Source organism: Timonella sp. A28 (genome assembly GCF_051200815.1).
In the GTDB taxonomy this organism is placed as follows: domain Bacteria; phylum Actinomycetota; class Actinomycetes; order Actinomycetales; family Cellulomonadaceae; genus Timonella.
On sequence record NZ_CP195159.1, the window covers coordinates 1,166,273 to 1,180,607 of the forward strand.

A 14,335-nucleotide genomic window follows, 5' to 3' on the forward strand; every position below is an offset into this window, starting at 1 on the left:
CCACCCGCTTTGTCGTTTAGAACTGCGCGACGACTCGTGAAGCGTCATATCGAAAGAAACTACGTTGTCGCCACACAAGCAACCACAAAGCAAAAAGGCATGTTAGCCCACCGACAATCGCTGCTGTGCCTTCTCCCCACCAGGTTGCTTCCAGCCCCAACCACACTTCACCTAAACGCGGACCTCCAGCGACCACCACAATGAAGACTCCTTGCAGACGCCCGCGCATATGATCGGGGGTTGCAGTTTGCAAAATAGTTTGACGGAAAACAGCAGAAATCTGATCAGATGCACCGGCCAAAACTAACGCACACGATGCTGCGATGATCAAAGCCCATTTAGGTTCTTGTGGGTTAGTTTGACCTGCGGAAACAACAATTATTCCGAATAAAACGATGGAAAGGCCCCACGCCGTGATGGCATAGGTAATAACTTTTCCTTGTTGGATAACGCCAGTCAGCCCACCAGAAAAAGCACTAGCAAGTAATCCACCGATAGCTGCGCCTGTCGTTAATATTCCAACGGTTGTACTTCCACCACCCAACGCAACTACCCCAATTGCAGGAAGTAGCACCTTCGGCGAAGCAAAAATCATTGCACATAAATCGACTAGGAATGTCATGCGCACATCGGCTTGGGTTTTCAAATAAGCGAATCCGTCGAGCACAGATCGCACACCTACGCGTCTGGTCGGGGCAAGCTCGCCCGTTTCTTGTACTGTCTGTGGGCGCATGGACGGTAATTTAAACACTGCAAAAAGTGCTGCCAAGTACAGTAAAGCGTCAATAGAATACGCCGTGGCATAACCAACGTATTGCACGAGGACAGCACCCGTTAAAGGCCCTAAAGAAAAAGCAAGGTTTCCAGTTAACCCCATCAATGAATTAGCTGCCGGCATCAATTCCGGGCGCACTAATCGAGGAATAATTGCTTGTCTCGCTGGATTATTTACTGCAAAGCACGCAGATTGCAAGGCCACAATGACGTACAAAACAACAACGTTACGCACACCCAGCCATGCTTGTACAGCAAGTACCGCCGTAATAATCCACAAAGCAGTCGACGTAGTCAACGCAACTTTACGACGATCATACGCGTCTACCAGCGCCCCACCATACAACCCCAACAGCACCAGTGGAATTAAGGCAGATAAACCCAGCAAACCAACATGAAATGTTGACTTAGTGATGTCATACACTTCAAGGCCCACCGCCATGACAGTAAGCTGCGCGCCAAAGTTTGATATTCCAAGGCCCCACCACAGTCGAGCAAAGTCAGGTGACTCTTTTAACGGCGTTAAATCAACGAGTAGGCGTGGCATGGATTTTACTGCGCTGCTTTCTCAGCAACATACTCAGCCACACGAAACACCGTTGCTAACGTTCCCCGAGCATGTTGCGTGCCATGTCGGTAAGCCTCTTGTGCGGCACTCTCACCCAACGTTAAAACGACCTCAGACAAACGCTTCTGTTCCAAACCAATACGCTGCCACGGCACCAATAGTGTGTCAGCTAAAGCACGCAGATCTGGCCCAGCGCATTGTGACACAGCAGGCGCGGGCACTCCCATGGAGAAGCCCACTCCGCGTTCCACTGCTCTGGCAATGGCTGACCAGCCTTGTTCATTCCACGACTGGGTTCGCCCAAAATCCATTGCCAGTCTCGTCGCACCGGATAACACCGTCGGCGCAATTCCAACCCACGCGTCACCAACATGTACCGTCACCGGAATACCGGCACTGGTCAACGACTCGTAAAAAGGTGTGGACTGTTCAACTAGCGTCGGGCCAGAAACTCGCGAAATACGCGAATAGCCAGAAAACGTTGGTAAAACACCTGCAGCTATTTGACCGATAAGTTTCTCATTCACAGTCACCTGGACCCGTGTACGAGGTAACAGTTTCTTCAACTCACCGCAGAAGTTATGCACCCCCGCAGTAAGTGACTGCGCTAACTCTCGTACAGCGCCCATGTCTGTCAGCGCTCTATCGCCTCTAGCCAGATATAACAGTGCGGAAAGCGTCCACGGCCCCATCACATGAATGTTGATGTCGCCGTCATACCCACTAGCCGCAATAGACAAAGCTTCAAGGTCTAACGCTAACTGCTGGTTGACACGTTGTTCATCCAGTCCCGGCCGATCAGCCATTTTCCAGCCGTGCGGCCCTAACTCCACTGGAACCTGATCAAGCAACGCTAACGTGCGACCCAATTCGTCGCCCCACGGGGTGTGCGACCCAAGCACCGCAAAAAATGGGATCCCCTCGACTCCATATGGAGCCGAAGAAAAGGTTTCAAAAATTCCCAGTTGTTCGTCAAGTAGTGACATGCCAGGCCACAGGCTTGGGCCGGTCACCCCTGTCATAGGGCTGGAACTGGTGTTGCTTTACGATCGCTGGCAACAACTGTTGCTTGGCCTAACACTCGATCTCCGCTGTACACCACAAGAGACTGACCAGCTGCAACGCCCCTCAAGGTTCCACCAGTGAGTTCAACTTCAAGCAGAGCACGGTTATCGTGAGTGTCATCAATGCCTTCAGCGCGTGTGCAGGATTCTGCTAAATGCTCACGCCCATCGCCAACAACCTCGTTCGCACGAGACAACGCCACAGCGCGGGCTCGTCCAGCAACAGGGATGCCATGAGCGCGCACCTGCACATCAACGTCAAACCACTGCGAGCCAGACTCGTCCACGTGTGCTTCACGCAAAACATCGTGTGCAAACCACACAGCTTTATCGCCGACGATCCGGTTAACGGTCAACAGTTCTGCCGGGCCAACAATAACTGTGTTGCTCTTAGTGTTAGTTTCCAGCACATAGCGCGGCTTACCGTCAGCGGCAGGGTTACCCAAAGCTAACCCTTTACGCTGCCCAACCGTATACGCATATGAACCATCGTGAGAACCAACCACGTTTCCATCAACATCTGTGATCTCACCAGGACGTGAACCAAGGCGTTCTTGCAAGAACCCCTTCGTGTTACCGTCGGCAACAAAGCAAATGTCGTATGAATCTGGCTTATTCGACACCGTCAAGCCGCGGCGTTCCGCTTCAGCGCGGACCTCGTCCTTAGACGCGTAACCGCCCAACGGAAAAATAGCGTGCTTCAACCGGTCTGGCCCCATAACCGCCAGCACATAACTTTGGTCTTTCGCTTGATTTGGAGAACGACGCAATTCGCGAATAGTTTCTCCATCCACGTCTTCCCTATCAAGAACCTGTGCATAGTGACCAGTCGCAACAGCATCAAAACCAAGCGCACGCGCTTTATCAAGCAACGCCTCAAATTTGATGTGCTCATTGCAACGAACACACGGGTTAGGGGTGCGCCCTGCCTCATACTCAGAAATAAAATCTGCTACGACTGTGTCTTCAAATTTTTCTGAAAGATCCCACACATAGTAGGGAATGCCCAGCATGTCAGCCACTCGACGTGCGTCGCTGGCATCCTCAATAGAGCAGCATCCACGTGAACCCGAACGAAATTCGTTACGGTTGCGCGACAGTGCCATGTGAACGCCGACCACTTCGTGTCCAGCTTCCACTGCCAAAGCTGCAGCAACCGCTGAATCAACTCCACCTGACATTGCGGCTAAAACCCGCATAAGTTCCCCTCCTACATAACCGCTACTTCAGCGGTCACTTCATTTCCCAGCAGACGCAAGCCCTGCTGCACTCGCACGCTCAACAGCCTGCGGCAAAACATCCAACAAAAGGTCAACATCATCCATGCTCGTTGTGTTCCCCAAGGAAAACCTCAATGCACCCCGAGCAACAGATTCTGATACCCCCATAGCAAGCAACACGTGTGACGGTTGCGGTACACCGGCTTGGCACGCTGACCCTGTTGACGCTGCCACGCCTTGTGAATCAAGCAAAAAGATGAGTGAATCACCTTCGCAGTTATCGAAAGTGAAATGGGCGTTACTAGGCAACCGCAAATGTGCGTTTTCCCCTTCAGGGTCAATTCCTTGCACAACAGCAGAAGGAATTGTTTCACGCACCCGCCTCATCAATAGGTTACGCAATGCAACTAAACGTTCTCCATGTTCAACTATGCGTTCACGCACCACGGACACAGCGGCCGCAAAAGAAGCAATTCCGGCTGTATCTAACGTACCGGAACGAACTGACCGTTCTTGTCCGCCCCCATGAATAACAGGAACGACCTTCACGTCACGTCGCAAAAACAAAGCGCCCACACCAACCGGACCGCCAAGTTTATGTGCAGTGATAGTCATTGCGTCAAGACCACTCGCAGAAAAATTGACATCAACATGGCCTGCGGCTTGCACCGCATCGCTGTGCACAGGAACGTCATAGCTATGCGCTAAAGCGACAATGTCAGCAACCGGCTGAATCGTTCCAACCTCATTGTTTGCCCACATGACTGAAACGAATGCGATCGAGTCTGCGTTATCCCGCAATACGTTTTCTAAAACATCAATACTGACTAGACCACACTCATCAACTGGAATCCACACGATTTCTGCGCCTTCATGGGTTTCAAGCCAATGCGCAGGATCCATCACTGCATGATGTTCAACCGCAGAAATAACAATTTTAGGACGAGGCTTCTCAACGTTACGCGCCCAAAACAGACCCTTGACTGCTAGGTTGTCTGATTCTGTGCCACCACCAGTAAAAACAACTTCACTAGGGTGTGCGCCAAAAGCACGAGCGATAGTTTCACGTGATTCTTCGACCACTCGTCGTGCTGCTCGTCCACGGCTATGCAACGAGGAAGCATTCCCGAGCATCCCCATATGATGCGCGTATGCGTCGACTGCCTGCGGCTCCATATCAGTGGTCGCCGCATGGTCAAAATAGGCAGTACGAAGTTGCGTCACAAGAGACAAGTTTACTTGGTGAGACCAAACCACAGACATCTTTGTGACCAGTCCTACCTTCACCACACGAGTATGCAAAGCGCAGTACGATCAAACCGAGTCAAGTTACACCATGTTCCTCAACGAAGTGCAGAAGAAAGGCACGCCGTGTTTCTTAGTGAAGAACTTTTATCAACGATCCGCGAACGAGCACACACCTACGACCAGAACAACACATTCTTCACCGAAGACTTTAACGACTTAAAAAACGCCGGCTACTTTACAGCTTTTGTTCCCACAGAATTTGGGGGCGGCGGACTCACTTTAGAAGACATCACACGCGAACAGATGGCTCTTGCCGGAGCAGCACCAGCAACGGCTCTCGCAGTCAACATGCATCAGGTGTGGTTAGGGGTCGCAAACACCGTGTACAAGACCGGTGATTCGTCCATGAACTTCATGTTTGAAGATGCCATGCGCGGCGAAATCTTTGCTTTTGGAGTTTCAGAAGCCGGTAACGACCTTGTCCTGTTTGGTTCACAAAGCCGAGCAGAGCGCGATGCAACTGGTGGATACCGCTTTTATGGCACCAAAATTTTCACTTCGCTTTCTCCGGCCTGGACGAAACTTGGCACATTCGGTGCCATTACCGACGACGCAGGTGAGACCCTCAACGTGTGGGGGTTTGTCGACCGTGACGAGCATGTCACCGTAAAAACAGACTGGGACACTCTAGGCATGCGGGCTTCCCAGTCCTGTACAACGATCCTTGATGGGGCGTTCGCTCCAGCGCACCGGATCGTTCGCGAAATACCGGCAGGCCCCTCAGCGGATCCTTTTATTTTTGGTATTTTCGCTAACTTTGAAATTCTTCTTGCTTCTGTCTACACGGGAATTGCTCGTCGGGCATTAGACGTTGCAGTGGACACGGTTAAAAAACGTGTCGCGGTTTCAACAGGTCAGCCGTACGCCAATGATCCTGCGATCCGTTGGCGAATAGCAGATGCGGCCATGGAACTTGATGTCCTTTTCCCGCTTATTCGCAGCGCTGCTTATGACGTTGATGATCAGGTTGATCGTGGAGAACTATGGTTCCCGCAGTTGTCAAACGTGAAAGCACAAGCAACAGAAACTGCATTACGTGTTGTTGAAAAAGCAGTGCGTGTGTCTGGTGGTTCATCGTATTTCAACCGTTCCGAGCTTTCACGGCTTTACCGTGATGTGCTTGCCGGAATTTTCCATCCGTCCGACGACGAATCAGTACACAACGCGTGGGCTCGTACTCTTTTAGGTCCGCTCCCCTAAAACATGTGTGGGGTGGGAAACACGTACGTGTTTCCCACCCCACACACAGCAAATATACGGCAGTTACATTAAATGTCGTACTGGCTTGCTTTATATTCGCGGATGGCTTGTGCAGCTTGTGGCAGCACATCTGCTAGTTCGCCCACAACACCAAAATCAGAGATTTCAAAGATAGGTGCATCTGCGTCAGAGTTCACTGCGATGATGACACCGGAAGCCTGCATACCACCACGGTGGTGTGGCGCCCCGGAGATTCCTGCACCAATGTAGACGCGTGGGGCGACGGTAACACCCGTCTGACCGATCTGAGCGTCGTGTTCTATCCATCCTTCGTCCACGGCATCTCGAGTAGCACCAACCGCGCCACCCAACACGTCAGCGAGTTCCTCCACGGGACCGAAATCACCGCCTGTTCCTCGCCCGCCAGCAACGACGTATGCTGCTTCGGCTAGTTTTGGTCGGCCTGTTCCACCAGCGATCGGTGGGTGTTCGGTGCGGGAAACAAGAACCACGCTTTGGGCTAGTTCGCTTGGCTGCACATCGTAGTCTTCACGGACGATAGTCTGCGCTGGAGTTTCGGCTGGCGTTGGCACAACAGCGTTCGCTCGCACTGTCGCAACAGCTACAGGTGTTGTAATTTTGCAGTCGATATCCCATGCGCCAGCAAATACACGCTTGTAGCCAATGAAATCTGAGCCTTCAAGGCCAACAGTCACCGTGTCGATGACGAGTCCAGCGCCGATGGCGTATGCGAGTCGTGCCGCGATTTCTTTGTTTTCAAATGTTGGCGATGCCAGCACTGCACGAGCCTGTATTTTCTCTACAGCTAACGCTAAAGCTTCAGCCGCGACAGGCGACAAATGGACGCTTGTTTCTCCTTGAATATGGGCAACCAAAAGCTGCGCGACCCCATATTCTTTGAGCTGTTCCACTGTAGTTTCGCTTGGTTCTGCGAGCGCAACTGCTACAGGGTTTCCTATTCCGCGTGCCAGGGTTAAGAGTTCTTTGGCTGCGGATCGTAGTTCTGCTTCGGGTGTGTCTAGCAGTACGAGTACGTTTGGCTGTGTCATGTCCCCTCGTTTCACACTAAGTCGTTCTTGATGAGGTAGTGCGCCAACGCTGTGCCGCCTTCGCCTTTATCGGTGACGAGTTCTGTTAGTTCGCGTGGTGGCCGCAATGCGCTCTTGGTGACTGTGGTGCGTGCTCCTGCTGTGCCGACTGTGTCTGCTGGCAGGTTGAGGTCTGTCAGGTTCCATTCTTCAATCGTCTTGGTGCGGGCGGCCATGATGAGTTTGAAGTTTGGGTAGCGCGGGGTGTTGACGTGGTCGGTTACCGATACGACTGCGGGGAGCGCTGCGGTGAGGACCTCGGTGACGCCGTCGAGTTCGCGGGTTATTTCGATGACACCGTTTTCTACTGAAAGTTTTGTTGCCAGTGTCATTTGTGGGCGGGCGAGTTCTGCTGCGAGCAGGCTTGGGATGACTGAGCCGAGTCCGTCGAGTGCTGCCATTCCGGTGATGACGAGGTCGATTGGGCCGTCTTGTTCAATTTTTCGGATGGCTGCGGCGAGTGCCGTTGCGGTACCGAATATGTCTGATCCTGCTAATGCTTCGTCTGTTACTCGGATGCCGGTGTCGGCTCCGAGTTGGTATGCCTTACGGATTGCTCCTTCGGCTTCGATCGGTCCGACTGTCAGCACGATAACTTCGTGTGTTTCTCTGAGTTCGGGACCGAATGCTTCGACGAGTTGTAATGCGCATTCGATTGCGTTTTCGTCGAGTTCGTTGAGGGTTCCATGTTCTGCGCCACGGGCGACGCGTCCCTCTTGCGTAAATTTGCGGTCCGAGTGAATATCGGGCACATGCTTTACGGGGACCACAATTCTCATCAGATACAACTCTTTCGTCGATCTATTTTCTCCAAGGCAAGCCTACAACGCCTTTACATACGGTTACGCGAACGGTGGGGAAGTAATTGCTGCGACAATGGTCCTATGACCGTTGCACCGACTACCCCCCTATCGTCTCCGGTTCCCCCTCTAGGCGTTCACCTTACACAGGACGGCGCTACTGTTGCAGTGTTCGCGTCGCATGCGAGCGGCGTTGACTTGTGTTTATTGGATCGGATACCGGAGAGCTCGGCTGAATATAAAGATAACGATGATCTTTATATGGAACAACGCATCCCACTATCTAAGAATTCTTTTGGTGTGTGGCATGACTTTGTTCCCGGTATTCGTGCGGGGCAACTGTATGGGTTTCGCGTGCATGGTGAATGGCGTCCGCACACGGGGTTGAGACACAACCCTGCAAAACTTTTGATGGACCCGTACGCTCGCGGGGTCGTCGGCCGACTTCAGTATGGCGATGAAACGTACGGGTACGTCCGCGACGATAAAGATTCGCCCAACCCTTACGGTGCAGCAGACCCTCGTGATTCACGCGATCATGTACCCCACGCGGTTGTTGTAGATCCCCCGGCTTCCCCTGAGCATGCTCGTCCGCACATTCCCTGGGCAAACACGGTTATTTATGAAGCACACGTACAGGGGCTCACCCAACTGCGCCACGACATTCCTGAAGAACTCCGAGGAACATACGCGGCATTAAGTCACCCCGAACTTATTGCGCACTACAAAAAACTAGGGATTACCACTCTTGAGTTGCTTCCCATCCACGCGTTCGTATCTGAACCGCACCTAATCGACAAAAACCTCACCAACTATTGGGGTTACAACACTCTGAGCTTTTTTGCGCCGCATGAAGGATACGCAACAGAACACGCCCAAAGACAAGGTGCAGCAGCTGTACACGAAGAACTCAAAAACACTATTCGCACATTGCATGAACACGACATCGAAGTCATCCTCGATGTCGTCTACAACCACACATGCGAAGGCGGTTTAGATGGCCAACATCTTAGCTCCGCGGCTTCGACAACACCGTGTACTACCTACACGACGGTGGCCTTCCCGCACACTACGCAGATGTCACAGGCTGCGGAAACACTCTAGATTTCCGACGACCACGCGTCATCCAACTAGCACTCGACTCCATGCGCTACTGGATAACCGAATTCGGTGTCGATGGTTTCCGCCTTGACCTCGCAGCAACATTAGGCCGCGACAGTGAAGGGTTTAACCCCAACCACCCTTTCCTCGTCGCACTACAAACAGACCCAGTTTTAGCGCAAGCAAAAATCATCGCCGAACCATGGGACGTTGGCCCAGGCGGCTGGCAAACCGGCCAGTTCCCCTGCCCCATCACCGAATGGAACGACCGCTACCGCAACGCCGTACGCGATTTTTGGCTCTCAGACGCCCAATCCGCATCGCACGGCCAGCCCGGATCCGGCATCAGAGAATTTGCGACACGACTGGCCGGTTCAGTAGACCTCTTCGGACACTCAGACCCGCCCCTCATGCGCGGCCCCCTCGCCTCCATCAACTTTGTTACCGCCCACGACGGATTCACACTCGCAGACCTCGTCGCATACAACCACAAACACAACGACGCAAACGGTGAAGAATCACGCGACGGCACAAACGACAACCGCTCATGGAACCACGGAGTCGAAGGCGCCCTCCACCATGAAGACCCCTGGCATGTCATCGCGCCCATGCGCAGACGCTCCATACGCAACCTGCTCGCAACACTACTTTTCTCAACAGGTGTCCCCATGCTCACCGCAGGCGACGAACTTGGCCGCACCCAGCACGGAAACAACAACGCATACTGCCAAAACAACCCCACCAGTTGGCTGAACTGGCAACTCAACGACTGGCGCACACACCTACTCGAAACAACAGCATTCCTACTCACACTACGGCGAGAACTACCCGCCCTACACGTCGACACCTTCTTCACCGGGCAACCACTCCCCCACGACGAAGACCACCAACCAGACCTCGCCTGGTACGGACAAGAAGGCCGACGACTCACCGTCGAACAATGGAACGACCCACACACGCGCATCTTCCAAATGTTCCGCCGCGGCCGACTCGCCGAACACACTAAAACCCCTGACCCGCACGTATTACTAGTATTTAATGGAACGCTCAACCCCGCAGTAGTCACCCTGCCAATAGACGACAACTCAACCCGGCAATGGTCACTCACATGGGACTCAGAATGGGAGATTCCCTCCAAGGAAACATCTCCACACACATTAGGAGGGGGAACGCTCATCACCGTTGAAGCTTTGAGCATCCAAGTTTATGTCGCTCAAGCGAACCCCTCATAAAGACCTGTCCGCCTCAAATTTTGCTCATACACGACAGATAGTGGGCAAAGCACCCTCATTTTCGGGGTGGCGATTCTCACAACTGTGCATAAGTTAGGTAGCGTTCTATTGTGACTTCATCTCGTCGTAAAACTGCCCAGCACCTCGATGCTCCCATCGGACGCATCCCAGTCCTTGACGTCTCACCTGTCATCAGCGAAGGACGCTGGCCTGCCAAAGCAGTCGAAGGGGAAATGATCCCCATTACGGCAACAGTTTTCCGAGAAGGACACGACGCTGTCGGAGCAACAGCTGTCCTTGTTGCACCAGACGGCACCGAACTCACCACCCGCATGACCGATATAGCCCCCGGCTTAGACCACTTCCAAGGGCTACTCGCACCCACCACGCTAGGACAATGGGGGCTACGCGTAGAAGGCTGGTCAGACCCATACTCCACGTGGGAACACGACACCCGCATCAAACTCGCAGCCGACGTCGACGTTGAACTCATGCTCGCCGAAGGTGCCCTCCTCTTCGAACGTGCAACGCACTACCCCAATATGACTCGCGCACACATACGGCTCCTCACCGAGGTACACACAACCCTAAAAAACACGCGCCTCGCACCCGAACAACGCTTCAGCGCAGCAACAACACCAGAAGTAACCGAACTCCTGCGCTACACCAACCCAGTACGCGACTTCGTGTCCCCAAGCGCAACATACCCGCTCTTCGTCTCCCGAAAAGCAGCGCTCGCGAGCGCATGGTACGAGTTCTTTCCACGTTCTGAAGGTGCCCGTTACGACGAACTTACACAGACGTGGTCGTCAGGAACTTTACGCACCGCCACAAAACGCCTGCCTGACATTGCACGCATGGGGTTTGACACCATCTACCTCACCCCAATACACCCCATCGGTGTGACAAACCGTAAAGGCAAAAACAACACTTTAGAGGCTCTTCCGGGAGACCCCGGATCCCCATACGGTATTGGCTCCGCGGATGGCGGGCACGACTCCATCCACCCTGATTTAGGCACATTTGACGACTTTGACGATTTCGTTGCCGCCGCACATGCTGCAGGGCTAGAAGTTGCACTCGATATCGCGTTGCAGTGCTCACCCGACCACCCGTGGGTTACCCAACATCCGCAGTGGTTCACCACTCGGGCAGATGGTACTATCGCCTACGCCGAAAATCCGCCCAAAAAATATCAAGATATTTACCCACTCAACTTTGACAACGACCCAGAGGGTATCTATCAAGAGATTTTGCGGGTCTTTAAGGTGTGGATCGATCATGGTGTCACTGCTTTCCGGATCGATAACCCGCACACCAAAAACTTGAACTTTTGGGAACGGCTCCTCACCGAAATCCGAGACAGCAACCCAGAGGTGATCTTCTTATCTGAAGCGTTCACTAAACCGGCGATGATGCATACGCTTGCGAAAATTGGGTTCCACCAGTCCTACACCTATTTCACGTGGAGGAACACAAAGGCCGAGCTCGAAACCTACATTCGAGAAGTGACAGGCCCACAAGGCTCATACATGCGCCCCAGCTTTTGGCCCACCACACACGACATTCTTCCGCCTTACCTACAACACGGCGGTATTCCCGCGTTTGCGATTCGTGCGGTGCTCGCCGCCACAGCATCACCTATTTGGGGTATCTATTCCGGCTACGAACTCGCTGAACGCACCCCAAGGCCCGGCGCTGAAGAACTCATCGACAACGAAAAATATGAATACAAGGCACGTGACTGGGATAACGCACGCACGACTGGTCTTACCCAACTCATCACGGCGCTCAACCACATTCGTAAAGATCACCCTGCGCTACAACAACTACGAAACGTCACCGTGCACCACACCAACGACGATTCAATTATTGCGTTCTCCTCACACCTACCCAAAGAGTTTGCTGGCGACGTATCAGACACCATCATCACCGTCGTCAACATTGATCCACACAACACTCGTGAAACAACAATCTGGTTAGATTTAGAAGCCCTCGGATACAGCGACGACGTTGCCGATGTGTCCGAACCAGTATTTGCTGCTCACGACTTACTCACTGGTGAAACCTACCAATGGGGTAAACGGGTTTATGTCAAGCTCGACCCTGCAGTTCACTGCGCACACATCGTCCACGTAAGGCCACTGTCATGAGTACCTTCCCCGACATCCACATGCCTGCACAACATTCAGGAAGCGACCTCTTCCTCACCGCCCAAAACCAGTTCCCCGGAGTAACTGGCGAAACATCAGGTTTATCCAACGACCCCAACTGGTATAAGACCGCCGTCTTTTACGAAGTTATTGTGCGAGCCTTCGCCGACTCTACCGGAAACGGAACAGGTGATCTTCGAGGACTCATTGGCCGTCTCGACTACCTGCGCTGGCTCGGAGTTGACTGCCTATGGTTGCCTCCGTTTTACCCATCACCCCTCAAAGATGGCGGCTACGACGTAGCAGACTACACGTCAATCGCCCCACAGTTGGGGTCCATGGAAGACTTCCAAGAACTCATAGCAGAAGCACATCGACGCGGTATCAGAATCATCATTGACCTCGTCATGAACCACACCAGCGACCAACACCCGTGGTTCCAAGCTTCGCGGACAGACCCCGACGGCCCCTTCGGTGACTTCTACGTGTGGAATGACGACAACACCGCATACGCGGATGCTCGCATTATCTTCACCGACACTGAAACATCGAACTGGACGCTCGACCCAGTACGCCGCCAGTACTACTGGCACAGGTTCTTCCACCACCAGCCAGACCTCAACTTTGAAAACCCTGCTGTTCAAGACGCAATGCTTGACGTTGCCCGATTCTGGTGCCAGCAAGGCGTTGATGGGTTCCGCCTCGATGCCGTCCCATACCTGTTTGAAGCAGAAGGTACAAACTGCGAAAACCTGCCAGAAACACACGCCTTCTTGCGTCGTCTGCGTAACCTCCTTGATACGGAATTCCCCGGACGGATCATGCTCGCTGAAGCAAATCAGTGGCCAGAAGACGTGATCCACTATTACGGCACCGAAGAAGAACCCGAATGCCACATGTGCTTCCACTTCCCGGTCATGCCACGCATCTACTATGCAATAAAAGACGGGCACTCTAGACAACTAGCAGACATCCTCGAAGACACCCCCACACTCACCGGTGGACAGCAGTGGGGCACGTTCTTGCGCAACCACGACGAGCTCACCCTCGAAATGGTGTCCACCGAAGAACGCGCATCCATGTACCGTTGGTTCGCACCCGATCCACGCATGCGCGCAAACGTTGGTATTCGCAGACGCCTCGCGCCACTCCTCGACAACTCTCGAAAAGAAGTAGAACTAGCAAACGCCCTGCTTCTTTCCCTACCAGGGAGCCCCTGCCTGTACTACGGCGACGAAATAGGGATGGGCGACAATATCTGGCTCAACGACCGCGACTCCGTACGCACCCCCATGCAATGGACGCCAGACCGCAACGCAGGGTTCTCCACCGCTGATCCCGGAAAACTCTACTTACCGATCGTCCAGTCGCTCGTCTACAACTACCGAAACGCCAATGTAGAAGCACAAGTTGAACAACCTACGTCCCTGCTGCACTGGACGCGAGGCATGCTTGCGGTACGCAAACGCCACCCCGTCTTCGGCCTCGGCGACTTCCACAACGTCCCATGCGACAACGAATCCATCTTCGCGTACACACGCAGCATCCCCGACGAAACCGTCCTGTGCGCAGTGAACTTTGCCGCAACAGCCCGCGCCGGAACAATCAGTTTGCCTGATCATCCCGGCAAGAATCTCGTGGATCTGTTTGGTGGCGCAACCCTCGGCACGCTTGACGCTCAAGGGGAAGCAACAATAATGCTCGGTTCGCGCGAATTCTTGTGGCTAGCACTACGTCCAGCACCAGAAACCACCTTGTAATCACAGATCAGCCGGGCGGTGTGCCCACGTTCACGAAGGCCAAGAG

At 53.4% G+C, this 14,335-nt stretch carries 11 protein-coding genes; 5 read left to right on the plus strand and 6 right to left on the minus strand.

Annotated features, from left to right (window positions below; translation table 11 throughout):
* Window positions 1–16: 16 nt before the first annotated feature.
* From ACR9EC_RS05505 to ACR9EC_RS05520, 4 genes are read right to left on the minus strand one after another with little or no spacing between them, the layout of a single operon-like run.
* Window positions 17–1,321 (minus strand): MFS transporter, encoded by a 1,305-nt coding sequence (locus ACR9EC_RS05505; RefSeq protein WP_435300485.1) that lies wholly within the window; start codon window positions 1,319–1,321, stop codon window positions 17–19.
* 5 nt (window positions 1,322–1,326) lie between these two features.
* Entirely contained in the window at window positions 1,327–2,364 is a 1,038-nt protein-coding gene (locus ACR9EC_RS05510; protein ID WP_435300486.1) for a hypothetical protein, read from the minus strand.
* The gene (mnmA, locus tag ACR9EC_RS05515; protein ID WP_435300487.1) at window positions 2,361–3,605 is read right to left on the minus strand and encodes a tRNA 2-thiouridine(34) synthase MnmA; all 1,245 of its coding nucleotides are present in this window, start codon (window positions 3,603–3,605) and stop codon (window positions 2,361–2,363) included. Before mnmA ends, ACR9EC_RS05510 begins: the two co-directional genes overlap by 4 nt.
* A 39-nt stretch (window positions 3,606–3,644) precedes the next feature.
* Window positions 3,645–4,889 carry a cysteine desulfurase family protein gene (locus tag ACR9EC_RS05520; RefSeq protein ID WP_435300616.1) on the minus strand — a complete coding sequence of 415 codons (1,245 nt, stop codon included), beginning with the start codon at window positions 4,887–4,889 and terminating at the stop codon, window positions 3,645–3,647.
* A gap of 108 nt (window positions 4,890–4,997) precedes the next feature.
* On the opposite strand from ACR9EC_RS05520, the gene ACR9EC_RS05525 reads away from it, so the two are divergent.
* On the plus strand, window positions 4,998–6,134 hold the full coding sequence (locus ACR9EC_RS05525) for an acyl-CoA dehydrogenase family protein (RefSeq protein ID WP_435300488.1): 1,137 nt from the start codon (window positions 4,998–5,000) through the stop codon (window positions 6,132–6,134).
* Window positions 6,135–6,202: 68 nt separating this feature from the next.
* On the opposite strand, the gene ACR9EC_RS05530 is transcribed toward ACR9EC_RS05525, so the two are convergent.
* Window positions 6,203–7,204 (minus strand): electron transfer flavoprotein subunit alpha/FixB family protein, encoded by a 1,002-nt coding sequence (locus ACR9EC_RS05530; protein ID WP_435300489.1) that lies wholly within the window; start codon window positions 7,202–7,204, stop codon window positions 6,203–6,205.
* An 11-nt stretch (window positions 7,205–7,215) separates the two neighbouring features.
* Window positions 7,216–8,022, minus strand: coding sequence for an electron transfer flavoprotein subunit beta/FixA family protein (locus ACR9EC_RS05535; RefSeq protein WP_435300490.1), 807 nt, complete (start codon window positions 8,020–8,022; stop codon window positions 7,216–7,218).
* Window positions 8,023–8,127: 105 nt separating this feature from the next.
* On the opposite strand from ACR9EC_RS05535, the gene ACR9EC_RS05540 reads away from it, so the two are divergent.
* From ACR9EC_RS05540 to treS, 4 genes are all read left to right on the plus strand, one after another.
* On the plus strand, window positions 8,128–9,147 hold the full coding sequence (locus ACR9EC_RS05540; RefSeq protein ID WP_435300491.1) for a hypothetical protein: 1,020 nt from the start codon (window positions 8,128–8,130) through the stop codon (window positions 9,145–9,147).
* Window positions 9,078–10,376: a hypothetical protein gene (locus tag ACR9EC_RS05545; protein WP_435300492.1), complete on the plus strand. Its 1,299-nt coding sequence runs from the start codon at window positions 9,078–9,080 to the stop codon at window positions 10,374–10,376. The genes ACR9EC_RS05540 and ACR9EC_RS05545 overlap by 70 nt, the downstream gene beginning before the upstream one ends.
* A 110-nt stretch (window positions 10,377–10,486) precedes the next feature.
* Entirely contained in the window at window positions 10,487–12,529 is a 2,043-nt protein-coding gene (locus ACR9EC_RS05550; RefSeq protein WP_435300493.1) for a maltotransferase domain-containing protein, read from the plus strand.
* Complete coding sequence (treS, locus tag ACR9EC_RS05555; RefSeq protein ID WP_435300494.1) at window positions 12,526–14,289, plus strand: maltose alpha-D-glucosyltransferase; 1,764 nt, start codon at window positions 12,526–12,528, stop codon at window positions 14,287–14,289. Before ACR9EC_RS05550 ends, treS begins: the two co-directional genes overlap by 4 nt.
* Window positions 14,290–14,335: the final 46 nt, after the last annotated feature.